Origin of the sequence: Butyrivibrio sp. (genome assembly GCF_017940685.1) — a bacterium.
GTDB lineage: Bacteria > Bacillota > Clostridia > Lachnospirales > Lachnospiraceae > Butyrivibrio.
In genome coordinates this window covers 1-24,645 of sequence record NZ_JAGAYD010000250.1, presented here as the reverse complement: position 1 = coordinate 24,645, position 24,645 = coordinate 1, and the positions used below count along the sequence as shown (strand labels likewise).

At 41.1% G+C, this 24,645-nt stretch carries 20 protein-coding genes; 10 read left to right on the top strand and 10 right to left on the bottom strand.

Annotated elements, in window-relative coordinates:
* The 3 genes from J6I68_RS15115 to J6I68_RS15105 all read right to left on the bottom strand — a co-directional run.
* Nucleotides 1–438: recombinase family protein (locus J6I68_RS15115; protein WP_292221541.1), on the bottom strand; the 438-nt coding region annotated here is incomplete at its 3' end.
* 115 nt (nt 439–553) lie between these two features.
* Complete coding sequence (locus J6I68_RS15110; protein ID WP_292221540.1) at nt 554–1,273, bottom strand: hypothetical protein; 720 nt, start codon at nt 1,271–1,273, stop codon at nt 554–556.
* Nucleotides 1,274–1,293: 20 nt separating this feature from the next.
* Nucleotides 1,294–1,572: a DUF3850 domain-containing protein gene (locus J6I68_RS15105; protein ID WP_292221538.1), complete on the bottom strand. Its 279-nt coding sequence runs from the start codon at nt 1,570–1,572 to the stop codon at nt 1,294–1,296.
* A 222-nt stretch (nt 1,573–1,794) separates the two neighbouring features.
* Here J6I68_RS15105 and nrdD point away from each other — a divergent pair, with 222 nt between their 5' ends.
* The 4 genes from nrdD to J6I68_RS15085 all read left to right on the top strand — a co-directional run bounded on the left by nrdD (nt 1,795) and on the right by J6I68_RS15085 (nt 8,120).
* Nucleotides 1,795–4,080, top strand: a complete 2,286-nt coding sequence (gene nrdD, locus J6I68_RS15100; RefSeq protein WP_292221536.1) for an anaerobic ribonucleoside-triphosphate reductase — start codon at nt 1,795–1,797, stop codon at nt 4,078–4,080.
* A 104-nt stretch (nt 4,081–4,184) separates the two neighbouring features.
* Nucleotides 4,185–4,712, top strand: coding sequence for an anaerobic ribonucleoside-triphosphate reductase activating protein (gene nrdG, locus J6I68_RS15095; protein WP_292221535.1), 528 nt, complete (start codon nt 4,185–4,187; stop codon nt 4,710–4,712).
* A gap of 168 nt (nt 4,713–4,880) precedes the next feature.
* Nucleotides 4,881–6,833, top strand: coding sequence for a hypothetical protein (locus J6I68_RS15090; protein ID WP_292221533.1), 1,953 nt, complete (start codon nt 4,881–4,883; stop codon nt 6,831–6,833).
* 222 nt (nt 6,834–7,055) lie between these two features.
* Nucleotides 7,056–8,120, top strand: coding sequence for a tyrosine-type recombinase/integrase (locus tag J6I68_RS15085; protein ID WP_292221531.1), 1,065 nt, complete (start codon nt 7,056–7,058; stop codon nt 8,118–8,120).
* Nucleotides 8,121–8,181: 61 nt separating this feature from the next.
* On the opposite strand, the gene J6I68_RS15080 is transcribed toward J6I68_RS15085, so the two are convergent.
* The 6 genes from J6I68_RS15080 to J6I68_RS15055 form a co-directional block, all read right to left on the bottom strand.
* Nucleotides 8,182–9,294 carry an HNH endonuclease gene (locus tag J6I68_RS15080; RefSeq protein ID WP_292221529.1) on the bottom strand — a complete coding sequence of 371 codons (1,113 nt, stop codon included), beginning with the start codon at nt 9,292–9,294 and terminating at the stop codon, nt 8,182–8,184.
* Nucleotides 9,295–9,296: 2 nt separating this feature from the next.
* A complete protein-coding gene (locus J6I68_RS15075) occupies nt 9,297–10,415 on the bottom strand; it encodes a hypothetical protein (protein WP_292221528.1) in 1,119 nt (372 codons plus the stop codon).
* A gap of 13 nt (nt 10,416–10,428) precedes the next feature.
* Nucleotides 10,429–12,249 carry a diguanylate cyclase gene (locus J6I68_RS15070; RefSeq protein ID WP_292221526.1) on the bottom strand — a complete coding sequence of 607 codons (1,821 nt, stop codon included), beginning with the start codon at nt 12,247–12,249 and terminating at the stop codon, nt 10,429–10,431.
* 70 nt (nt 12,250–12,319) lie between these two features.
* Entirely contained in the window at nt 12,320–12,754 is a 435-nt protein-coding gene (locus J6I68_RS15065; protein WP_292221525.1) for a hypothetical protein, read from the bottom strand.
* An 8-nt stretch (nt 12,755–12,762) separates the two neighbouring features.
* Nucleotides 12,763–15,168 (bottom strand): type IA DNA topoisomerase, encoded by a 2,406-nt coding sequence (locus J6I68_RS15060; protein WP_292221524.1) that lies wholly within the window; start codon nt 15,166–15,168, stop codon nt 12,763–12,765.
* Between the two features lie 15 nt (nt 15,169–15,183).
* Nucleotides 15,184–15,750: an HD-GYP domain-containing protein gene (locus J6I68_RS15055; protein WP_292221522.1), complete on the bottom strand. Its 567-nt coding sequence runs from the start codon at nt 15,748–15,750 to the stop codon at nt 15,184–15,186.
* A gap of 146 nt (nt 15,751–15,896) precedes the next feature.
* Between J6I68_RS15055 and J6I68_RS15050 the strand changes: the two genes are divergently transcribed.
* Complete coding sequence (locus J6I68_RS15050) at nt 15,897–17,609, top strand: single-stranded-DNA-specific exonuclease RecJ (protein WP_292221521.1); 1,713 nt, start codon at nt 15,897–15,899, stop codon at nt 17,607–17,609.
* Nucleotides 17,610–17,645: 36 nt separating this feature from the next.
* Here J6I68_RS15050 and J6I68_RS15045 read toward each other — a convergent pair whose 3' ends face one another.
* Nucleotides 17,646–17,915 carry a hypothetical protein gene (locus J6I68_RS15045; protein WP_292221520.1) on the bottom strand — a complete coding sequence of 90 codons (270 nt, stop codon included), beginning with the start codon at nt 17,913–17,915 and terminating at the stop codon, nt 17,646–17,648.
* 597 nt (nt 17,916–18,512) lie between these two features.
* On the opposite strand from J6I68_RS15045, the gene J6I68_RS15040 reads away from it, so the two are divergent.
* The 5 genes from J6I68_RS15040 (at nt 18,513) to J6I68_RS15020 (ending at nt 24,005) form a co-directional block, all read left to right on the top strand.
* Complete coding sequence (locus J6I68_RS15040) at nt 18,513–19,289, top strand: ParA family protein (protein WP_292221518.1); 777 nt, start codon at nt 18,513–18,515, stop codon at nt 19,287–19,289.
* Nucleotides 19,282–19,659 (top strand): hypothetical protein, encoded by a 378-nt coding sequence (locus J6I68_RS15035; protein WP_292221517.1) that lies wholly within the window; start codon nt 19,282–19,284, stop codon nt 19,657–19,659. Before J6I68_RS15040 ends, J6I68_RS15035 begins: the two co-directional genes overlap by 8 nt.
* Before the next feature lie 149 nt (nt 19,660–19,808).
* Nucleotides 19,809–21,014, top strand: coding sequence for a hypothetical protein (locus tag J6I68_RS15030; protein ID WP_292221515.1), 1,206 nt, complete (start codon nt 19,809–19,811; stop codon nt 21,012–21,014).
* Nucleotides 21,015–21,030: 16 nt separating this feature from the next.
* On the top strand, nt 21,031–22,875 hold the full coding sequence (locus tag J6I68_RS15025) for an ATPase, T2SS/T4P/T4SS family (RefSeq protein WP_292221513.1): 1,845 nt from the start codon (nt 21,031–21,033) through the stop codon (nt 22,873–22,875).
* Between the two features lie 32 nt (nt 22,876–22,907).
* On the top strand, nt 22,908–24,005 hold the full coding sequence (locus J6I68_RS15020) for a plasmid recombination protein (protein ID WP_292221511.1): 1,098 nt from the start codon (nt 22,908–22,910) through the stop codon (nt 24,003–24,005).
* The last annotated feature ends 640 nt before the right edge of the window (nt 24,006–24,645 follow it).

Below are 24,645 nucleotides of genomic sequence, written 5' to 3'. Positions count from 1 at the left end.
TACAAGGTTGAGCATATACTGATTTAAGTTACTCATTATGGCATTAAGAAATTCATCAGTATACTTATCACCGCTGTTAATGGTAATATCAATCTTTTTGGCTTTAGCTTCATAGTAAGTTTTTGAGTTAAGATGCGGCTCGCGAAGAAACACCATCTCAACGTCTTTTTTCAAAAAATATTTGTAAGTCTTATACCCATCTTCAGCATCCCTGCTCATCCTCGATATCTCATCAAAGATGATACAGCTTACCTCGCCTTTCTCAACAAGCTTCATGATCTTTTGCCACTCCGGACGCTTAAATGATGTGCCGGTATAAGTCTCTTCAATAATGACTGCTTCGGAGTTATATTGAGTGATCGAATCAATCTGCCTCCGGATCTTCTGTTTGGGTGTAGAAATTCTTGCATAACCCAGAACTAACTTTTGTTTTGCCATAGTATAATCCTCCTTGTGATATATATTTGGGTATAAGGAGGATTATCCATGGTGCGACGTATATAGTTCAAACAAAAAGCCCATCCCCGTAAGGAGACAGGCTTAAGCATCCTTATCACTCTTCAGTTGAATCCGCTGAGAACCTTCTTTTTCTTTTTATGGGCGGTTCATACGGAAATCTGAACTGGCAGGCATTATATAAAAGATCGCTGCGCTCTCCGGGTGGGAGGGCGTTATGAAAATAATCGAGAGGAGATGAGTATGTTTTAAGCGGCGCGTCCAGATAATGATTTCTTATCCATTTCTTGGCTTTCGCAGAGTCCTGTGAAAAAAACATATACTTTTCTTTTAAGGACATATCTCCGAGATAAAGATTTACAATGTGGCGCAGCAGTATGTTGCCTCTGCTAATGCCATTTTCATCGCTGAAGAAATTTTTGGCATATTTGTATTTTTCCGGATCATTCTGCCACATACCAAGCCCTGCCACATGCTCATATTCAGCAATGGTTTCAGCAACAAAATCATATTTTATGGACTCTGGAAAAGCATACTGAAGTATAAATCTGTAATCGCTAATATATGTTTTCTTTGGCTCATATCCGAGTCCGGCAAAAGTAGTGTTAAGCATCAACGCTTTTACTATGTTGCTATCAAGGTTTTTAAGCGCCTCTTCAGCCGTCCACCCAAGGAGCTCTTCTATGGCATATCTCCATATATGCCCAACCTCTTTTTTGTTTTCTGCGGGAGTCCCTTTGAAAGAAGCTTCAAATCTTGTTCTCTGTCCCATCAACAGCTCTTCGTATTCAAAAATATTTGTACTTGCGCTAAGCATTGCCTATCCCTCTCATCCTGTTAATGTGTAACATCGTATATTTCCGGGGCAAGCCCAAGAACACAATGGTCTTCTGACAATCCATAAGTCCCATCACCAACATATATGTACTGGATCTTTTTGGCAATCTCTCTGCCTGTGTATTTACCGTGTTCCCATTCTTGTAAACAGATGATATCTCCGGTCTTATAATCCCTGTCAAATCTGCGGATTTCAAAGTTCTTTTTACCACTTTTAACATCCTCAAACCATCTGGGAAGTATTTTCACAAAATGAGTATCGCAAGGTGATTTATCCATACAGCCTCCTGTATCATCAGATTTTTCTAATATAAATATGGGATAGCAACCCATAATTTTTGTTTTCTGTACAGGATATTATAAATAATTTCAACAATCATCACTAAAACTGCTTAAATCTTTATAAAAAATATTTTTTCAAAGGGTTGTTACACTGTCTTTATCCCATTTTTATTGTGTAACACCAATTTTGAAAAGGAGAACAATAGGAGGTATTAAAATATGATAACAGTAGTAAAAAAGAATGGCACAAAGGTAGATTTCGACGCAAAGAAGATAGTTTCAGCTATCGTCAAGGCAAATGGTGCAACACCAGAGCATCAGCGCATCGGCGCTGATAAGAATGGTCGGTACAATCAGAAAATTGCCGATGCGTGGATTGAGGCTATTTCAGAAGAAATCATCGCTAATATTGAGGATGAGGCTTCTGTGACCACAGCTGATATCCAAAACATGGTTGAAACAAAGCTTATGACTTTTGCTCCCATGGTAGCCCGCACATACATGGACTATCGTCACACACAGGAGCTTCGTGAGGCTGCATTCAAAACTGTGAAGTCTTCCATGGATATCGTTGAGCTTAAGAACGATGAGGTTAAGGATGAAAACTCCAACAAAAACCCTGTGATCGTATCTGTACAGAGAGATTACATGGCAGGAGAAGTTAGTAAATCAATTACTAACGAGGTCCTTCTCCCTGTGGAAATCTCAAAGGCTCACAAGGATGGCATCATCCATTTCCATGACACAGACTACTTTGCACAGCACATGCATAACTGCGATCTTATCGATCTTGCAGGCATGTGGAATTGGGGCCCACAGCACGGACAGAAGATAACCACTATGTTATCGGGTCACGGCATTGAGACTCCAAAGAGCTTCCTTATCGCTGCAAACCAGGCAACACAGTTTGTTGCACAGGTAGCTTCCTGCCAGTATGGCGGGCAGACCTTCACCATGACAGATTTTGTCGGTGGAAGGCATGATGCAGACATTAACTTTGTTGATGTTTCCCGTCAGAAGCTTATCTCTGACATTAAAAAAGAGAATGCAGAAGACGGTATCGAGATGACAGAAGAGCAGGTTAGGGCAAGAGCCGAGAAGAGACTTTACAAGGAGATTAAGCAGGGTATACAAACTATTCAGTATCAGCTTATCACCTTGCAGACCACTAACGGGCAGGCTCCTTTCGTAACCGTATTTATGTATCTGAATGAGTGCGTAGCAAAAGACCCTCAGAAGAAAGAGGATCTTGCACTTCTCATTAAGCTCATGCTTGAGCAGAGGATTAAGGGTGTACAGGATGAGAAGGGCAACTGGATCACACCTGCATTCCCGAAGCTTATCTATGTACTCCAGGAGGATAACATTGAAGAGGGCTCAAAGTATTGGGATCTCACTGTTCTTGCAGCTAAATGCACTGCAAAGAGAATGGTTCCCGATTACATCTCTGAAAAGAAGATGAAGGAACTTAAAGGCGATGTATATCCTTGTATGGGATGCAGATCTTTCCTTACTCCCGATACAGAAGGACTTGGAGAGAACGGAGAGCATAAGTATTATGGCAGATTCAATCAGGGTGTTATCACAATCAACCTTGTAGACATTGCACTGTCTTCTGGCGGCGATGAGAAGAAGTTCTGGGAAATCTTTGAAGACAGAATGGAGAACCTTGTACACAAGGGGCTTCGCCTTCGCCATGAGAGACTTCTTGGAACGACTTCAGACGTAGCACCTATCCTTTGGCAGTCTGGAGCACTGGCAAGACTTGCGCCCGGTGAGAAGATTGACAAGCTCTTATACGGTAACTATTCAACAATTTCCGTTGGATATGCTGGCCTCTATGAGTGTGTTAAGTACATGAAGAATGTGTCACATACTACAGAAGAGGGTAAGGCGTTTGGCCTTAAGGTTATGCAGTTCATGAACGATAAGTGTGCTGACTGGAGAGCCGCCGAGAACATTTCTTATAGTGTTTATGGCACTCCTCTTGAGTCAACTACTTACAAGTTCGCATCTAAGCTCAAGGAGCGTTTCGGCGTTATCGAGGGCGTTACTGATCACGACTACGTGACCAATTCTTACCATATCAACGTCCGCGAGGAAATTGATGCTTTCTCTAAGCTCACAAAAGAGGCCGAGTTCCAGAAGCTTAGCCCTGGAGGAGCAATCTCTTATGTCGAGACTCCAAACATGGAGAACAACATCGACGCTGTACTTGCCATTATGAAGCACATCTACAACACAATTCTGTACGCAGAGCTTAACTCTAAGTCAGATATCTGTGAGGAGTGCGGATATACAGGCGAGATCCAGATAAGAGAGGATGAGAAGAGCGGAAAGCTTTACTGGCAGTGCCCTCAGTGTGGATGCACCGACCAGACCAAAATGCACGTTGCAAGACGTACATGCGGCTACATCGGAACACAATACTGGAATCAGGGCAGAACACAGGAGATCCGTGACCGTGTAATCCACCTGGCCACAAAGACTCGTAGTGCCTGCTAAACACATCTCCGGAAAATTTGCATTCTCCGGAAAAAATTTCCAAGACTAACTATCAAAAACACACCCCAGAGCTTTTGCTTTGGGGTTTGTTTATTGGAGGCAATATGCACGTTGGAGAAATCAAATTTACTGATTGTGCCAATGGCCCGGGAGTACGGATAAGCATGTTCGTATCGGGCTGTACTAACTGTTGTGAGGGGTGTTTTAACACCGAGACATGGGACTTTAACTACGGTGAAGAGTATACCGAGGGAATGGAAGAGGACATCTTGCAAGAACTGTCACTTGACTATTATGCAGGTATCACCATCCTTGGAGGAGAGCCTTTTGAACCACAAAACCAAAGAGTTTTAGTGGGGCTGATAAGAAAAATAAGAGAGAGACTTCCGAAAAAGGATATCTGGATGTACACAGGCTTCACCTATGACAAAGACCTTATCGAAGGCGGAAGAAAACACACCGAAGTAACCGATGAGATACTTTCAAGTATAAGCACACTGGTTGACGGAAAGTTTATTCTTTCCAAAAGAAACCTTATGCTTAACTTCAGAGGCAGTGAAAACCAGAGAATCATAGATATGGAAAAGACTCTGGATACCGGAAGTGTGGTCTTAAGCCCCCTCAATGATTAAAACTGAATAATCCTATCAATAAAAAAGAGTCCTGTGGGCTCTTTTTATTATGTGTCTGTTGGAAATAACAGTTAAAAACGATAAAATAATCCTGTACAGAAAATTATCTTGAGACTGGAATATCCTATATTTATATTAGAAAAACAGATATTTTGGAGGTTTTAGGTAATGAAGAACACATTAAAAGGCATTCTGATCATAATAGTAGCCGCCTTGGTGCTTATCATAGGCGTTCCGAAGATGATAAACTTCGTAAAATACATGGGTGTAGATGACACTGAACACTACGATGTGATGTACACCAAAGAGGATATCGAAGCAAACTATGATAAAATTCCCTCAGATATCGACGGGTGGACCATGGGAGACAAGATAAGAGCTGGACTTCAGCCGATAGAAGGCGTTGACAGCGATGCAGATGGCCTTACAGACAAGGAAGAGATTGAGGTTTATGGCTCTGACCCCGCAAAGACATCCACAGCAGGAGACCTTTACACAGACGGCTATAAGGTTGAAAACGGCATGGATATAAACACTTTCTATGATAGAGACGATGTTTCTTTCGAGGGCAATGAATGCAGCGAGATTACATTATCAGCTCTTAGCGCCGAAGATATGTTTGCACATGTCAGCCAGATTGATACTCCAACAATTAAAGGGTACGAGACCTACAAGGCTTATGACCTTTACAGCTACGGCAGTACCGTGTCAATCGACGTTTCAGACATTGTAAGTGGCGATACATCCCCAAAGGATATCACAATCCTTATTGGGCACTGGTACGGCGGTGAGATGTGGAGTGCAAAGCAGTCTGTGTCCGGTAATGTGATAACTCCAGATTATACTTTTGACCACAACAATCGCTACACTATAGTAGTAGCAAAGAAAAACGGTATCTTTTCACCATCAAAGCCTTCGCTTGACTTTTCGCTTAATTCAGATGATGGCGATATCGAATATAGCAAAGATGTAAACTTTCTTTATACACATACGCTGGCTGTAAGAAACCTTTTTACAAACGCAAAGCCCAGACTTTATTATGTTCCCACAGGGGACACCAAGACCGACCAAAACACCATCAACTATCTTCTTGCAATAAGCGCTTACGCTGTTGACGGGTACGGGCTCGAAGGGCTTTCAGATGCAGATGTAAAAGAAGTGTCTGAGACCAAGATGGCAGCCCTTAAAGCAGTTACAAGTATGCTTCCTTCATTTGAACTGACAAAAACAGATCCAGACCCGGGCTTTCAGAGCTTCCTATATATGTGGAACGACGAAGTAATCCTTGATAGCAACGATTATAAAGCAGAAGTATCAGATGTACAGAATACAAGTTCATCGCATACCGGGTTTAATGTAAATGAAGATGCATTTCCATTTCCAAACTTTAGTACAGAATATGCCAACGGCGGAAACTGTGCAGGTATTTCATACTTTACAGCAAAGCTTTTTAATGAAGGTTCAATGCCTGCTTCCGGCTCGTATTCATCAGACAGATATTCCAACGGAGCAGGGAGTATATCCTGGGATATTTCGGGAGACTCAAGCAATGACACCCTTACTGACAAGGTGATCTTTGATTATAAAGACAGCCATTTTGTAAAAAACCACAAAGGAGACAGCAAACTTCTTACAGGGTTGAGTAGCGGAGAGGCAGAATTTGTTAAGATGATGGGTGCTTACTGGGGAGAAGCAAATGATGCCATGCGTCCGGAAGATAAGCTCTATGCAATAAACGATACATATGGAGTCTATAGCTGGGAAACCATAAAGAAGATAGAGCAAAAGCTTGATAATGGAGAAATCCTCATTCTTGGTCTTGCAAGCTCTACGGGAGGCGGACACGCTGTAAACATTGTAGACTACAGGACCGCAGATGATGGTGATACAGTTTATTTTATCCTGTATGACAATGAATATCCTCAAAACGCATACAAGGGGATCTTTAACGACAACTATTTAAAGGTAACAAGAAAAGCCTGTGCAGAAGGTGAAACCGATTCGTTCACATTTTATTACAAACCATATAAATCATGTAAGTATGAATACAATTCAGAATACAGCGAAGTCGGCTATAAGCTCATGGTTGTAATGGATAGCGATATGAATATAATCGAGTGAGGTAAGAAAAACAAAAAATACGTGATCAGACTATAAGGGCTATCTCAAAGGATAGCTCTTTTTGCGTACAGAGAAGAGAAGTAATTTCAGGTTTACAGACCCCTGCCTTGACATCTTACAAGCGTTGCGTGAAATATCGATTTAATGAAACGCTTAATTGTGGTAAAATAATTTCAGATAAATAAATCATCCAAATAGACCTTCTGAAAAAGGAAAAATATTATGGGGAAAAATTCAGCATACTATAAAGAGCTTGCAAAGAAACAAAAGGCAAAGATTTCAGAGAAGAAAAAGAAGCTGCCTAACTATGTCCATTCATTTATTGATGATTGTGAACTGAATTATCAGCCGAACACCGTGATCGCATACGCAGATGATCTTATCACTTTCATGGAATACCTCATAGACAAAAATCCTCTGTACAGGAAGTCGCAAACAAAAGACATCCCCCTGGAAGCACTTGACCTCCTTACCCGGGAAGATATAAATGCTTTTCAAGCATATCTAAGCAACAATATGTACGAAGGAGAACATTATCATGCATCGGGCCAGCTCGGAGTTGCCAGAAAGATGGCTACAATAAGGAACTTCTTTGAATACTTGGAAAGCAACTCCTACATAAAATCTGATCCGACAGTTAAGGCAGCTAAAGGAAAGAGAAAAAAGAAAGATGCAATCGTAAGGATGGATAAGGATGAAGTATCTGAGCTTTTGCGGGTCGTTGAAACATCAGACCTTGCAAGCAAGAGAGCAAGGAGCGCATCGAAGATTACAGCCCTGCGGGACACCGCTATCATAACGCTTCTTCTAAATACTGGGATAAGGGTATCGGAATGTGTCGGTCTTGATCTTGAGGATGTCAATTTCAACGACAACTCAATAACCATAGTTCGCAAAGGTGGAAGTACGGCAATAATCTATTTCAACAAGGCGACAAATATAGCTTTGCAAGACTACATCCTGCATGAAAGAAACAACTTTATAGAGAATAATTCGGAAAGAGCCCTTTTTATCTCATCGCAGACCCACACAAGGATGGCTGTCCGCACAATACAGTATATGGTAAAGAAATACTCTACAGAAGCCGTACACGGAAAGAATATTTCCCCTCATAAGCTCAGAAGTACCTACGGGACTAATCTATATAAGAAGTCAAAGGATATTTATATGGTCGCCGACGTTCTGGGGCATAAGGACGTAAACACCACTACGAAACACTATGCAGCCATGGATGATGAGCACAGGAGGCAAGCTGCAACATACGATGTATATGATATGAATGAATAAAAAAGGGTCGGCTATAAAGCCGACTCTTCTTGTTATTATCTAATTTACTGTGTGGAAGACGCTAATTGCTCTGATAGTATTCTATATCGTATTCGTCATACTCTCTCCTTCTCTTCTCTCTCTTTTTGGGCTGTTTAGGTTTCTTTTCTTTGCCGTATTTATCCGCAGAACGCATTCTAAATGTGGTGCTGATAAAATCCGAGTAACCTTCTTCTATCTTGTCAAAAAACGACCTGGCAGCCTCTTCACCATCTTCAAGGCGTTCTCTTCTCTCCTCGTCCGACTCAAATATAGACATGACCGAATAAACAAGAAAGTCGTCCTCTTCAGGATTTGTACAGGCAGAAGAAAAAGCTCTTGCTATGCTGTTCCCGAAGCTGTCATTCTTTGCCACCTCAATGATGAGCATTATTGCTTTCTGTGGATGTAAGAGTGCAATATCCTGCATGATGCACTTTATGGCTTTTATTATCAGCTCTCTGTTCTCTGGCTTGTGATAGATACAGGGAAGTCCATGTATCTTGAACACATAAGACTTTGCATTACCTTTCTTGATAGTACCTATCCCAAAGGGAATAATGCCAACAATGTTATCACACTTCACAACCTTATAAAGTGCTCCGTTCTGAAACAGATCCATGATGATCTCTTTGATATCACCGGTAGGAAGTCCTACTTTTTTGTGGTACTTTTCAGTAAATTCGAGCACTGCATCAAGATCCGAATAAACGCACTTTTTCATAACCGCCTTCATGGGCTTCCCGATGCAGTAGTTCTTTGTTTTGTGTCCCTCAAATATGTTATTTGCCGATGAATAATGAATTACAATGCTATCCTCTTTTGTAAAGTTTTTGGGACTACACCATCTTACATTGTCCGAATACTTTTCCTGCAACACATAAAGCTTTAAGGCCTCTTCTTTTGGAAGACATTTGTAATAGTCAAAAGGATTGACCATAATATCTTTCTTCTCCTGGTTGCAGCACTCGCATAATGGCACCAGATTTTTAAAATCATCTGGCCCGCCCCTTGAAAAGGGGATATAGTGGTCGATGGTCATAGTAGACAGGTCAAGCTTTTTACCGCACCTTGCACATCTGCCGTTTGATTTTGCAAGGATGCGTTTCCTGTCCTCGACAGACCTTGCTTCTCTATTCCATAACTGCGTTCCCATAGTCATCTCCCCATGCTGTCTATTGACAGATCCTTAGTAAGGCGATGGTTTCTTTCTTTTATCGCACTTATAAGATTGTTCTTTTTCTCATCGGTAATGCCCGGATAATTTTCCACAAGCTTTTGGAACATTCCATTTTTAGCGATAGCCTCAAAGTCGCAATCTTTTTTCAGACTCTTAAAAAGTTTATTTTCCATATCGCCAAACATCTTGCTCTTTACGTGCTCGTTTATCTTGGTTGTTGACCAGTATGCGTTACCGGAGTCATAAAGAGGAGCAGGGCCTATAAACTTCATTGTGTTAGAGTCTCTTATAAATCCTATATTCCCAAGATTTCTGTCTTCATTCCCGGTAGCAGAGTCAATAAAGATCATCCAGTCAATGAACTCTTTAGCCCCAGGTATCTCATGGATATCACAGACTCTTATCAGATGATCATAAACAGACTCATTCTCCTCTTTGGGTATTCTGTTGTAGATCATATATGCCGGTACAAGCTCTGTATCAATGGTGATAAAGTTGTCGCATTTTGAGCAGATTGTCACTCCTTCTACCCACATATCATATTTAACACACGGGATCTTGCCGAGCTGCTCTGCAAAAACAGACACAAGAACTTCCGATAAAGGTTCCTGATGCGTGTCTTTACTGCCAGCCTTTATGAGATATGATGATTTATCCTGGTTTTGGAGCCATCTTTTTCTCAAGACTCCGCCCGTTGTAAGGTCAGGCGTATTTGTCTTATATGTTTTCTGTACAGCAACATTCCACGGCATAAAGAACATATTACCTATGTCCTTATCGTAGAAGTTGGTAAAGAAGTTCACCTTCTTCCATGTCTCAGATCGCCACTTTATCCAGTATTGGTCTGTCAGAGAAGCATAGTTTTTATTCTTAAAAATGCTCTCTGTCCCAAATTCCTTTATCACTTCTGCCCTGCCTTCCCTTTTCTCGGGAACAGACCTTGCATCAAGCCATTTCTTAAAATTTTCTGTGGTGCAATCATCCTTTAAAGACAAAGGAAGGAGCTCTGGCGCATCTACCTTTGAGATCTCGCTAGGAACTCCTTCCAAATCTTTTAAAGTCAGCACCTTAGTGTCTTTTAACCACAGTTCTGACATATTTTGTTACCTCTTAATTCTCTGTTGAAAGGTACTCTGCCATGACATCGCTCATGTCAACCTCTTCTGGTTCAGCCTCGGCAGGCTTTGCCTCTTCTTTCTTGTCCTGGGGCGTAGCACTTATCGCCCCACCCATAGTCGGGTTTGTCTTCATGGCCACCATGGCATGTTCCGCTTCTGTAACCATTGCCTTCAAGTCAGCAACCTTAGATCCAACAGAAACGCCGTATACTATGAAAATCTGCTGTGCCTCAAGGGTTTCCTTGATGGCCTGCAACTTAGAAAGAATTGAACTGAAATCACCTTCAGTAATGATAGCAAATTCGTCGCCGAATACTCTGTAAACATGGTCTCCAAACTCATTTTTGCACTCCTGTGCAGCAATCTGGATAAGTTTATCCCCGGCCTGTCTTCCATATCTGTCGTTTATATCCTTCATGTTGCGGACACCGGTAATGACAAGAGATACATTGTTTTTATCAACCGCCTGGATGTCACGATTAAAAGCATTGTTGTTCCCTACACCAATCTTTTTATCGTAATAAGCGAGCCCCTCAAGAGATTTATTCTCCTGCTCCAGACTTTCAATTTTACTTTGAAGCTCGCTTTGATGTTTTTTTCCGGCATCTACCTCTGCCGAAAGTGCATCAAACTTTTTCTGAAGCTCAGCAAGAGCCTTATCTTTTTCCTTGAGCTTGCTCTCATACTCACTTACAAGATCGTCGTTGTTCTTGGCATCCTTGAGTGAAGACTCAAGCTCGGAGATCTTTCTGTTTCTCTCTTCGATCGTCTTATTAAGAGAAGCCGAAACCTCATCCTTCGCCTTCTGTACAGAAGACTTTAAGTTATCTTCTGCACTCTTTGCGGCAGCTTCAAGCTTACTCTTAAGCTCGTTCTTTTCTCTTTCAATATTGGAAAGCTTACTATCACGCTCTGATAGCTGACTCTGGAGCTTATTCTTTACGGAATTTACCTCGTTTTTACCATCTTCCACAAGTCTGTTGAGCCTTCCAACTTCCTTTTGAAGATTGTCTCTCTCCTTAAAGGCATTCTCAGCTCTTGACTTTGATTTCTCAGCCTCGTTCTTAAGGTCTTCCACTTCCTTCTTAAGCCCTGCGGTGCAGTTCTCAAGTTCCTCGTCATGCTGAGCCTTCGCTTCTTCTGCATCAGCAGTTGCGCTTTCAAGCGCCTGTCTGTAACTCTGGCATTTTCTTAAGGCATCGTCTTTTTCCTTTTCAAGACGCATGATCTTCTTCTGAATGCCGCCAACCTCATCCACAAGGTCAACTTCCGGGGGCTGGAATGCACTCTTAATGGCAACAGCCATATTGTTTACTGCATCAGACGAGTTCTGGTTTGTCATTCCCATGATGGGAGCATATAGAGCCTGCAAGAATGTCATAAGCGGATTCTGCATATTCTGTACAGTAGGATTTACTGCATTATGCTCAGCCTGTTTCAGATCTTCGCCACCCTCTTCTTCTGTGTGCGGCTCTGTCTCAATCTCAGCCTTGATGATCTGCACATTATCCATCGGGAATAACTCGTCCCACTGGTTCTTGTTTATCACCTTCATCATGTCGGATCGCAGGATTGAATACTCTGTGTCATCAATGGTGATGTATACACACTTTTCATCAACTCTGCTCTGGATGCCAAGTTTTAAGAGGTCAAACGCAGTTGAAAGCATGTCATTCTTAACTGTGTTATACTCCTTTAGCATACTGGGGTGGAAGGTCTCTTCCATTTCTTTCTTCTTGGTAAAGAGCTTTACGAACATATGGGACGTGCGCTCAAAATGCTCGTAGGGATTTTTGGTCGTTTCAAAATCCATGTGATTTCCTCCTATGAGAAATTTATATGATGTTAAATTGTTACCTATAATAAATATGGGATAGCATATTTTAATTTTTCATTAAAATGCCAATGAAATCGGATAATTCTTCATATTTCGAGAGCTTCTCAAGTCTTGCCTTGGCATCAGCCTCTCCGGAAGAAGGCGCACGGAGCATTGCAATGTCATACATAAGATTTATCCATCTCTGCATCACCTTCGTAAACATGTCGATGGCACTATCTATCTCGTCTCCCGCTTTTTCCCCTTCAAGATAGTCAATATGGAGCATCGTACCCATTTCATCATCCTTTACAGGGACGGTCACTGTTATAGGCTTTGCCTTGATGGACTTATCCTTAAAGCGGAGCTTTGCAACAAACTCCTCACCGCTATCCTTACTATCCTCTTTCTTCATGAAAACAGAATTTCCGTACTGGTCCTCATAAATACAGATGCCGTCTCCCATGAGATTGCTTTTTCTTAACTTAATTATTGCTTCCATAATTCTCCTTACTTATCAGAAAACTTAAATTGTGTTCCTGTGCCATCAGAGTTAAGCACAACCTCTGCATCAAACTTCTTTCCAGACTTGCTCTTAAGCCCTTTTAAAAGACCCGTAGAACCCGTCTTAAAGAACTTATCTACCTGTGCTTTGGTAAGCACCTTGCCGCCAACAGTGAGCCATAATTTAAACTCACAGGATGAACATGATACCACTCTTCCATTATCTGTAAGCTTTCCTCCGCAGTTGGGGCAGGAATACTCGCTCTCTTCCGCCTCTCTCTTAACAAATTCAACCTTATGCTCAGAGAGATTATATTTGAGCTGCTGGTCCCATGTGGTAGAGCCCTTTTTAAGTTTCTTGGTGATCACGTCACCGCCCAACATCTTAAGAAACTCTTCGTCGGTTATCTTGGAGTCGCATATATTCCTAAATGCTCCGAAATGGCAACCATCTTTGTAATTGGAACAATAAAAACTCTTTTCGCTTGAAATAATATCACCACCGCATTCGGGACACTTGCCGATAACACTTCTGCCTGCTCTTAAGGATTTCATCGGTGTCTTGTGAATATCCTCGATAAGCCTTCTTACGTGCTCCTTCATGCCGATTTCAACATCTTTTCGGGACATCTTTCCGCCACGGACAGCCTCAAGCTTAAGTTCCCACTCTCCTGTCAGATCTACCTTACAGATATCGCAGTCCTTAAGATTTTCATAGATAACCTTGCCTGCTTCTGTGGGGACAACGAATGTAGTAGACTTCTCCTTAGTCCTCATAAGATACTTGTCTTTAGTAATAAGCTCTTCAATAATGTTTGCCCTAGTAGCAGGAGTTCCGATCTTAAGCTTCTTACCGAGCTCGTCTTTAAGCGATTTGTCATCAAGGAACTTTGAAGGAGCTTCGCACACAGCAATAAGGTCTGCATCAGTAAAGCGTCTCGGACATGTGCTTGTCTTGGAGGAAACCTCGTACTCTTCTACTGTTATGCTCTCCCCTACTGCATACTCCGGAATCTCATTGTCCGTAAATTTTGTTTTAAAGATTTCTGTATAGCCTGCGTCAATAAGTGTCTTTCCTGTGCTCTTAAATAGATTTCCGCCCATGTCTGCAATAAGGAGTCTCTTATTCTGTACAAGCGGCGGCAGAAAGATAGCCACAAATCTCTTTGCGATCATGGTATATATCTTCTGCTCATCATCTGAAAGGGATGAAAAATCCGGTTTCATAGTTGTAGGCACAAGCGCTGAGTGGCCGGATTCTTTTAGTTTTTCATCATTCACCCACTTCTTGGTGTGTTTAACCTTCCCGATAACAGAAGGATCAATGGATGATACAAAGGCATCAAGTCCAGGTACAGCAGATGCGCTTTTCAACATTGCGGATAGATCTTCTCCACTGGAAAGATACTCACAGTCGGTTCTTGGATAGGACATGAGCTTCTTCTCATATAATGACTGGATTATCTCAAGTGTCCTTGAAGAGCTAAAGCCCATCTTACCTGCATCAACCTGTGCCGTTGCAAGCTTGTAAAGCTTTGGTGCATAGGTTTCGACCTTTTTGGACTCGTATGTTTTAACTGTGCCGACACTTGGCAGCGAAGCAATCAGATCTCTTGCTTCTTCCTCAGTATCAAACCAGATAATGCCTGCGTTTTCATCCTTATCGCCATCTTCTGATTCAGATGTCTCTTCATAAAGAGCGCCCGTAAAGCCCTTGTCATAATCGGCTTTTACGCCATAACATGTCTTGGGAACAAAATTATTTATCTCGTCTTCCCTCTTACAGACGATAGCCATTATAGGAGTTTTAACTCGTCCACATGCCGCCCTGGCGTTCATCTGAAGAGTGGCTGCTCTTGATACGTTCATGCCGAAAAGCCAGTCAGAGTGCTGTCTTACATATGCCGCCTCCAACAGATTCACAAGCATGGGGTCCGACTCGTCATCCTTGAGGTTAAGGAGCGCATCAAGCACCTTTGCCTCTGTTGTATCATTGGACCAATACCTCTTGATAGGCAGTGTATTTTTTGCACCAGACAGAACAATCCTCACAAGGAGCTGTCCTTCCTGGTCAGGATCTCCTGCATTTATGACAAAATCATAAGATCCGGAAGACAACTCTTTTCTAATAGCGTCAAACCTCTCTTTTGCTGTAAGAAATGACCCGACCTTCTTTTCCTGTATTACCTTGTATTTCCAACCACCAAGCTCATCTGGATAGATAGGAAGTTGTTCCCAATCCCATTTTTCAAGGGATGGATCTATCTCATTTGGGCTTTTAAGAGTAAGAAGATGTCCTCTCTGCTCCATAAAATGAATTTCATAAGGAATATCCTTCTTATGCTTGTTGTAAACTTCCTCGATAGTCCTTCTAAGACTCGGCTTTTCTGCTATAAGTAATGCTTTCTTCATGTATTATTCCTCTCCTTATATATAAATATAGGATATTGTTTTTTCCCGCTTACTTTCTGTACAGCGATATTGCGCAAGTGCATTGATGATATTATCGTTAGAAAGCGCATCATCTTTGAGGTTGTCAAGCGTCTGCTCTAAAGAGAAGGGTTCGTGGTACACCCTCTTGTTCATCATTGCATCATACACGTCGGCTGAGTGGATGACATATATAGACTTCATCATGTCTTCTGTTAAAACAGCTTTCTCATTGCCGATCCTTGGCTTTAAGAAACCATGATGAAAAAGGACCGGAATATAGACTTCTGGCCCATCGCCCATATCCTTGAGCATCTTGTAGCCGTAATATGAATGCAGATCGACTATCTCACGCTCAAGCTCTGTAAGGCTCTCTGATTTTTTTATGATCCTTGATGGAATATAAAGCTTACCTACGTCGTGAACATAGCCTATCCTGTAAGCCAGTTCTTCATCTATTCCCATTACAGGGGCAAGATATCTGCATATTTTGGCGACTCTTTTACTGTGACTCTGAGTTTCTTTGTTAAGCTGGCCAAACAGCTTTGCATACCTCTCTTCCATTACTGTTACCTTCCCTTAAATACCCATAAAAACGTTCCTTATTAAATATGGGATAACGGAGCTTGAATTTATGTTTGTAGGGACATGAAAAATCCATATTTATAGTGTTAGAGATAATTTTGGAAATGGAGAAGGAGGAATTATATATGAAAGCATGGAAAAAGAGAGACGAGCTTAAGACCCTCGAAGAAGTTTTTCTGCGCAATATCGGCGCAAGTTCTCTTGATGATATCAACAACTGGTTTAAGATGTCTTATGCAGATGAGTATGGGATTAGAGGACTTGACGAAGCTGTAGAGCTTGTGAGTAAGTTCAAAAATGAGCCAGTGAAGATCATCGGAGACTATGATGTAGATGGAGTAACCTCTACATCTATTCTCTTACTTGCCCTTAAGGCAAACGGTTTTACCAACGTCACATACAGGATTCCAAAGAGATTTTCAGAAGGTTTTGGTATCAATATGACCATTATTGATGAAATCTCAGAGGGTCTTATCATTACATGTGATAATGGTATAGCCCAGCCAGAGGCGATAAAGGCTGCAAAGGACAAAGGTATCAGCGTTGTCATCCTTGACCATCATGAGCCTATCATGGAGGATGGAAAAGCGATTCTTCCGGATGCCGATGTTATTGTTGACCCTAACGCTATTAAGGGCTCAGCCGTATTTAACGGCTACTGCGGCGCCGGAATATGTCTTAAATTTGCCAGAAAACTCGGTGTAAGCAAAAACATCTATCAGATGCTTCAGTCACTTACATCTCTCGGTACTGTTGCCGATGTAATGGAACTTAGGGAAGAAAATTATGTCTTTGTAAGAAATGGACTTAAAAATCTCCTTAATCCAAACACGACAACCCCGGGTGCTTATGCGCTTGTATCTGCTTTTGAACTTACAAAGAACCTTACTGCTCACGATATCGGATTCAAACTCGGGCCCGCCATCAATGCCTGCTCAAGGATGAAGGATGACGGAGCAAAGGATGCCGTAGAACTTCTTACCTTTACTGATAGCTATGTCAAGGCAATCCCAATGGCAGAAGCAATCGTTGAGGTAAATAATCAGCGTAAAGCTGTAAAAGAAGAGGCGATCAAGGCCGCCAATAAGTACATCGTAGATAACTGCCTTATGGGAGATGTCCCGATAGTGGTTAGGCTCGATGGTACTCCCGAAGGCGTCATTGGTATTGTTGCTGGCAATATCTGCGAGGACTATAAAGTACCTGCGATTGTCCTTACAAAGACGCCTGATGGCATACTTAGAGGCTCTTCCCGTTCATGCGGCAACTACCACATGAAGAATAATCTCGATAAGGTAAAAAAATATCTATTGAAGTATGGCGGACACGAGGGCGCAGCGGGTCTTTCTCTATCCGAAGAAAACTATGCCGCATTTGTGGATGCGATCCACAATACAGCAGAGGGCTTCGTAAACTCCGAGGAGGATAATACAGATATCGTGTACTATGACCTTGAGATAAAGGCTAATCAGATCCCAGACGTTATCACAGACCTAAAGAAATTTGAACCTTTTGGTAATGGTAATGAGGCGCCGGTTTTCAAAGTTACAGGCTATTCTGTCAACCCTAAAGGAGGGAATTTCATTAACAAAGTTACCTCAAGCTATGATATCACCAAGCTGTATTATAAGAGTGATGTTGTAGCGATCGGCTTTGACATGAGTTCAAGATTTAAAGAGCCCCCTAAGAGCGTTTCGCTTATTGGCACTCTGAATGATAATTATTTCAACGGGAAAGTAACTCATCAGATTGAGTTTGCTGATTTTAAGTCCGAAGAAATAAAGACTGTTCAGACTCCACTTGCAGCAAAGCTCGCCAGCATGGCTATGATGTCCTAAAAAGAAAGAGAGAGGATGCACCCTCTCTCTTTTTTATCATGCACTTCTCCTCCGTGATCTGTCAGGATCTGAAGTATCAATTATTCTTATCTCAATGATATTATTTACAAGATGCGGCTTGTCTTTACAAAACGTGTCCCACGCTCTTCTCATTGTATCTCCTGCATCAGCCTCATCCTTAAGATATCCCGGCATGGCCATCGAGGCCGTTCCCCCGTCATAATAAAGGATAGCTTGAACATTCTTCTTGTTCACGCTACTATCAAACTCTACTACTCTTCTCTCCCATGCATCACTAAAAATCATATTATCCCCTCCTAGTGAAAATATCATACAGTATCAATTTATGATTTGTAAAGTAACGACTAAAATATGGATTAAACCCTCTCCGTGCTCATTTTCTGTACAGAGAATATCTGTAACATTTCTTATTTAGGGATAAATACTGTAATATATGTAATTTACATAAATATATCAATAAATGACGTATTTATCGCATTTGCAAGATTAGTCTGTAATTAACATAATGTATGTTAATAATGTTAATTACATATATATCTATGCAGTTTATTGGGTATATAACATATTTTATGCAACTTAGGTATCTTATGTAATTTACATTTTATGGGTTAGTTATGTAATTTATGTTTATTATGTTTATTTCATATTTTTCATATTTTAAGTTACTATGATGATGCCGAGATATTTAATGCATTGTAATAAACATATTTTACATATTTTATGTTTGTTATGTATTTTTCAGATTTATTTGTTTTATAGATAGTTACACTTGCCATAAAGCCTAACTTTGGTATATATTTAAAGAGTAAAAAACATAATTTATGTTGTTTACATATTATATGTTTTTTACATATTTATAACTGATAATGGGAGATGAACAAAATGGGAATGACAATCGCAACAATCAACCAGAAAGGCGGAGCAGGAAAAACGACAACCGCAATAGAGCTATCCTACGATCTGGCGGAATTTGAAAGGAAAGTATTACTTATAGACATCGATTCGCAGGTTGGCCTTACATATTACGTTCCTGTGGACCCCAGTATGCCTACGATATATGATGTCTTACACGCAAACAAAAAGATAGACGACGCCATCCAGCATCTCGACAGAATAGATGTTATAACTGCATCAGAGGAGCTGTCTAAAGCAGATAAAGAGTTTGTTGATTATGACGACATTTTTCTCTTAAAAGACATAGTGGATGTGGTACGAGACAGATATGACTACATCGTAATTGATACCGGCCCACACAGAAACATTCTTCTTAACATGACCTATGTTGCAAGCGACTACATAATTGTTCCAATAGCTCCAGACAAGGGGAATATCGAAGGCATAAACAAAGTGTACAAGGATATAGAACAGCTTCGAGGCGGGAAAAGACCAATATCGAGTGTTGAGATCGCAGCTCTTTTACTCACACAGCACAGGGGCGGGCATGTCAACGATCAGGTAAAACTTGAAGCTGTACAGACACTTGCAAGCGAGATGAAAGAGAAGCCTATGGTTGCATATATAAGAGGGTTTACCGGCGTAAATACATGCAAGGATTTCCAACAGCCGATAAAGGATTTCGACAAAAACTCAAACGCCGCCATAGATTATAGAAACTTTACATGGGATCTTATGCAGAGATTGGAGGGCAAAGATGAGTGAAGGTAAGAAATTAAGCACAAGAGAAAGGCTCAGACAGCTCAATTCCGCCGCAACTCACTTAAGCAGTGAGACAAGCGACGATGAAACCATTATCGGAGTTCAGCTTAAGAATTATACAGAACATGAAGAAGCCTTAGAGAAAGAAGAAAAAGAGCCACAAAAAACCTATACAGAAAATATTCCATCGCCTCAACCTTCTGTACAGGATAACAAGAAGGGCGGCAGGCCACGCAAATATAACGAGCCCATGAAATGGATAAAGATCCAGATAAGTGAGACAAATTATAAATACGCAAAAATAAACGGTGCCTTGTATGATGGCATGAACGGATATATCAACCATCTTCTGGACGAAGCCAGAAAGCAGTAAATTATATATTTTACATACAAAACCTTGGTGAAAGCCGAGGTTTTATTTTTTTCGACAAAACTTTCGACAAATCATCTTTTTAAATCAAATCTAAGCATTCGCTCTCCCATATTTATTAAGAGAAACATTTTTAATCAAAGGAGAGCACTATGAAAAAGATTATTTCTACAATCATTTCGACAGCACTGCTTGTAACGACTCTCACGGCATGTGGCGAGCCCACAAATACAGCAGGAGCTATCACAGGCGATAAGAAGAGCTATACAAGCTCCCTTGAGGATGGCGTTTACTACGTCAGGGATAAAGATAACAACTGCACCCCTGTATACTTTGGAAACGGCACATTTGAAGAGGGAAGCATCTCTACAACTCCCGCAGACGACAGAGTTTTATGGTATAAAGACGACTTTGAGAAGATCCCGACACTCTACAAGGGAGACTCTCTTATCATGTTCACCAAAAGCGAAATAGAAGAGCGAATGGTATTTGAGAGATTTGAACTTTATAACGCCACAATCGGCATCTGCGGCATGGAAGAGCTCAAATCTGGAAGATACAAGATTTTCACAGATTCAGAAAAAAAATGCACGTACCCTTACGGGGACACAGACGACATCTTAAAACTTGATAACAGCTCTGTAATCCTTGAGTCAATCGGAGGACAGGATATCAGAAAGGCAGAGCAGAACGACGAGACGAAGACATTCCTTACAAGGAGTGGCACCATCCTCGGGCTTGTAAAAGGAGAGTCTTATAACGTAGATATCTACGAAGGCACAATCCTTCACAAATACGTGTTTACAGCCGATGTAATTCCGCTTGGTTCGATGGAAACGGTCGAAACCTATGATTACAAGTTTGAAGAGGAAAACCTCATCAATATAACCATCCCGGAATTTTTTAATACCGGTTATTACATGATAAATGGAGCTGGCCTTTTCAGATATGTAAATGGCACATCCTATGACAACGCAACAGTATTCAACACACCAAACGAAGTACCGGAAGGAGAAGAAACAACATACGCTTCTGTGAATCAACAGCAGGTTACAGAGTACAATGATATGACTCTTAACAGTATGGAAGAAGCAGAGGGAGAAAGCCCAAGAACATTCAACATCAAACAGGCAGGAAGAGTGAACGTAAATGTTTCATTTACAATTCCCGGCAACTACGGTGAGGGCGATGGCCTTGACGACGTAGCAGCTATTATAGAAATGCCTTCGGGCGGAAAGATGTACATGATCAAGGATGCCGACGGCTCACTTTCAAGATCATTCTACGCAGAAGTAGGCACATATACGATAACATTCTACAATCTTGGCATCAGAGAGCCAAAGATAACTTTTGAATAATAAAAAAGGAGTTTGTATGGATACTACATTTATGGCACCCGAAAAGAAACTGAACATCAGTATCTTAAGGGTAACAAACAGAGAAGCTCTTGAAACGATCCAGAAAGGCCGTAAGACAGGCAATGATGTTTATGAACATTATCCATGGGCCATAGACACACCTTTTACAGAAATAGCCGAAAACATCATAAGGGACAAGAAAGGCCCCTGGGCGACGCCTTTATACTACACCACAACATATCACAAACCCAATATCGGTGTCAGAGAGGTGTGTTTATCAGCAGAAGAGTATATAAGGACTCTTCCGAATAGCGAAAATATTGAGATAATGTCGCTGTGCTCATACATCGAGGACGGGAAAATTGTTCTTAGATCCCTTGTAAGAAGCTACGGAGCGCCATTCTCATTTACAGGCTTTTTCTCTTACATCCATGATGACCTGATCGTGGATGTGGAAGAAGAAGAACCAACATTTACCGGCAAGCTGCTGATCCCGGAGGAAGCAAAGAATTTCGAGCATACAGAGGAAGAGATCAGAAAGAACAAGGAGGCTTACGAGAGGCAGAAGAAGGTATATGAGACCTGCACAGAAGATAAGCCGTTCCTAAACTGCATTGAGGAATATGCTCCCAGTAAACTTCCTACAGTGGAAGACAAGATGGATCTTATCTACGATCTTAAGACAAGCGATCAGCGAATAAAGACCAAGGCGTCTTATGAGGATTTCAACAAAGTTTTTGTTGAAATGATGACATTTGTAAACGGTGTAGAATTTTACACATACGCCCAGATCATGAAAGGCGAAAAGAGCGAAGACGACTTCATGGCATATCTGGAAACACATCTTCAGCAAAACTATGTAAATAAGCAGCTCCTTCCTGCGGAAGATGTGCCCGCTATGTTAAAGAAGCTCTATCGTTCCCTCTTTAAACTCTACGTTATACAGGATCTCATTGACGACCCTAACGTAACCGATATCAAGATAACAGCTCCTGACTCTATAAGGACAAGAATAAAGGGTAAGGCTTATATCACAAACATAAGTTTTATTGACCTTAACGACTACCTTAGATTTGTAAATGGTCTGTGTATTAAGAACAACATCTTGCAGGATGTACCGGAACAGACATTTACAGATACGCACGATGAAAACTATATCCTCAGATTTACATTGTCAGCTCAATATATTTCGTCCCGTCCATGGCCCGATCTTCACATCAGAAAGATTGACAGGAACAAGCCTCTCGGTGATGATCTTATAAGGCTTGGAATGATGCCTCCCAAAGTTAGGGATTATCTTGTGGATATCGGTAAGACAAGCAGGGGAGTAATATTTGCAGGACCTCCCGGATCTGGTAAAACGGTATGTCTTAACTTCTTCCTTGAGGAAGCATACGAACAGTCGGCAGAGATTCTTGTTATACAGGAAAATGACGAGCTTTTTGCTTACAGAAAGGGTGTTATGTTCCAACATCCGGTAAAGTATTCTCTTGATAAGCAGCCGATAAATCTTGCGGAACTCGGTGAACTTGCCCTAGTAGCAGGCGCCAATGTATTCGTTATAGGTGAGGCAAAAGGACCCGAGATATGTTCAGCCATAACCCTTTCAAACTCTGGTTGCAGAACTGCAATGACCATCCACTCATTCTCTGCGACAGGAGTTGTTGATAAGATGGTTGACCTTGCTATGAAAGGCGATTATAAAAACCCTATCCAGGCAAAGAAAAACATCCAATCATTCCAGACAATGGTATATCTCGAAGATTTCAAAATCAAAGAAATTGCTGAAATCACTGGCTATAACGAAGAGACAAATGACATGGAATACAAATACATCTACAAGTATGAGGAGGAGGCTTAAAGCTTCCTTCTCTGCTAAAAAAAGGAGTGCTTATGAAAGTATCACTTACAACAGCAAGAGCGGATAAAGATGGCAGACACAATGACAGAAACTTTGACCTTGACCTTGCCGAACACATAGACAGGACAAGGGTAAATCAAAACCTGTATTGGACGTATAACGGTGTTGACGGCCAGACCTTTCTGGATCTTGAAAAACAGTATTACGAAGACCATTTTATTGACGCCATAAACGCTCAAAATGCAAGAAACGAAGCTGCGGGACATAAGGAAAGAAATAAGAGCCTTGACGATTATTACACAGCCACAAGGACAAGACCAGAGGACGTTATTTTACAGATAGGCGACTTTGAAGAACACGCAACCGGAGATGAACTTTGGAGATGTGCTCTAGCATACAGAGACAAGTTTGAAGAAACTTTTGGAGAGAACTGCAAGATACTTGATATGGCTCTTCATATGGACGAGACAACACCCCATGTACATATCAGAAGAGTATGGCAGGCACATGATGAAAACGGCAATGAAATCGTCAGCCAGGAAAAAGCCTTAAGGAGCATGGAAATACTCCGCCCAGACAATACTAAACCCAACGATAAATTCAATAATGCCAAGATGGTCTTTACGCAGGTTGACAGAGAGATGTTTACAAGTATCTGTGAAGATGAAGGCTTTATCATCGAGAGAACTCCGGAAAGAAGAAGGAGACATTTAAGCAAAGACGAATATGTCTCCATGAAAGAAACGAAGGTTGACAGAGATAATGATTATCTGTTCCAGATCGCCTTACAAGACGAAAGACTTGCAAGAATGTATGCTGAAAAAATCAAAGAAGCAGAGGAGAAAAGCCTTATTGAAAGGACGGAGCTTGCCAACAAGATTGCAGAAGATTTTTCAGCTCACAGACATGAAGATTTCCCAGATATTTTCGATGAAAGATTAAGGAGAATCAAGTCTGAAAATGATCTTTCAGATGAGGCAAAATTCATCGAAGAAAAAGGACTAAAATCTGAGTTCGAGGAGTGGAAAAACAGCTCACAAAAAGAGGGAAAAACAGAGTACAGAACAGATGAAAAATCCGATGAAAGACCGGAGCAAAACTCCTATGATCCGGCAGTTAATTTCTTCTAAAACAAAGTCAAAAAACAGGAAAAATTTAGGGCGGGGCAGAAGAGTCCTGCTCTATTTTTATTGAAATACACTTTGTCAACAATATAGACACAAGCAATCCTTGTCTACAATGTTGACACTTGCAAACTGTGTCAACTATATAGACACAGTAGAAAACCGCTGTAAACTTATCCTAGTGGGAATAAATATCCTTACCAAGATGCGCCCTTTTCTTATCGGGCCATATATAAAGTGAGAGAGGAGAGACAGAATAATCGACAAAAGAATGGTTAATATATTCTGGTCAATAGATATGTCGATATAAGTTTGCCCTACGACAAAATTATATACAATCAAATGATGTGTCGTATCGACAAATGTAAATTAAATCACTTTTATGTATATGATATGTCGAAATTACACCCTCATACGACAAAACTATATTGGGTTATGTAATGTCGAAAAGCCCCTCAAAAATCCCCTGAATATTTTACCGCTCCTAACTTTTTCTCCCTCATCTATTTATTATCCGCTCCTGCATTAAATTCTTCCCATCTCCCCGTCTTTAATCCGACAACCTATCCCATATCGACCCAGATCCTTTTTCCGCTCCTAGTATTTCCCTTATAATATCCTCTTATTAACCGCTCCTGCATTAAAT

Coding starts and splice junctions, on each gene's coding strand:
- J6I68_RS15070 (WP_292221526.1), bottom strand. CDS start 12,249: ATGGATTTTGAAACGACCAAAAATCCCTACGAGCATTTTGAGCGCACG.
- nrdG (WP_292221535.1), top strand. CDS start 4,185: ATGCACGTTGGAGAAATCAAATTTACTGATTGTGCCAATGGCCCGGGA.
- J6I68_RS15060 (WP_292221524.1), bottom strand. CDS start 15,168: ATGAAGAAAGCATTACTTATAGCAGAAAAGCCGAGTCTTAGAAGGACT.
- J6I68_RS15050 (WP_292221521.1), top strand. CDS start 15,897: ATGAAAGCATGGAAAAAGAGAGACGAGCTTAAGACCCTCGAAGAAGTT.
- J6I68_RS15040 (WP_292221518.1), top strand. CDS start 18,513: ATGGGAATGACAATCGCAACAATCAACCAGAAAGGCGGAGCAGGAAAA.
- J6I68_RS15075 (WP_292221528.1), bottom strand. CDS start 10,415: ATGTCAGAACTGTGGTTAAAAGACACTAAGGTGCTGACTTTAAAAGAT.
- J6I68_RS15045 (WP_292221520.1), bottom strand. CDS start 17,915: ATGATTTTTAGTGATGCATGGGAGAGAAGAGTAGTAGAGTTTGATAGT.
- J6I68_RS15020 (WP_292221511.1), top strand. CDS start 22,908: ATGAAAGTATCACTTACAACAGCAAGAGCGGATAAAGATGGCAGACAC.
- J6I68_RS15065 (WP_292221525.1), bottom strand. CDS start 12,754: ATGGAAGCAATAATTAAGTTAAGAAAAAGCAATCTCATGGGAGACGGC.
- J6I68_RS15055 (WP_292221522.1), bottom strand. CDS start 15,750: ATGGAAGAGAGGTATGCAAAGCTGTTTGGCCAGCTTAACAAAGAAACT.
- J6I68_RS15035 (WP_292221517.1), top strand. CDS start 19,282: ATGAGTGAAGGTAAGAAATTAAGCACAAGAGAAAGGCTCAGACAGCTC.
- J6I68_RS15090 (WP_292221533.1), top strand. CDS start 4,881: ATGAAGAACACATTAAAAGGCATTCTGATCATAATAGTAGCCGCCTTG.
- nrdD (WP_292221536.1), top strand. CDS start 1,795: ATGATAACAGTAGTAAAAAAGAATGGCACAAAGGTAGATTTCGACGCA.
- J6I68_RS15110 (WP_292221540.1), bottom strand. CDS start 1,273: ATGCTTAGCGCAAGTACAAATATTTTTGAATACGAAGAGCTGTTGATG.
- J6I68_RS15025 (WP_292221513.1), top strand. CDS start 21,031: ATGGATACTACATTTATGGCACCCGAAAAGAAACTGAACATCAGTATC.
- J6I68_RS15080 (WP_292221529.1), bottom strand. CDS start 9,294: ATGGGAACGCAGTTATGGAATAGAGAAGCAAGGTCTGTCGAGGACAGG.
- J6I68_RS15030 (WP_292221515.1), top strand. CDS start 19,809: ATGAAAAAGATTATTTCTACAATCATTTCGACAGCACTGCTTGTAACG.
- J6I68_RS15105 (WP_292221538.1), bottom strand. CDS start 1,572: ATGGATAAATCACCTTGCGATACTCATTTTGTGAAAATACTTCCCAGA.
- J6I68_RS15085 (WP_292221531.1), top strand. CDS start 7,056: ATGGGGAAAAATTCAGCATACTATAAAGAGCTTGCAAAGAAACAAAAG.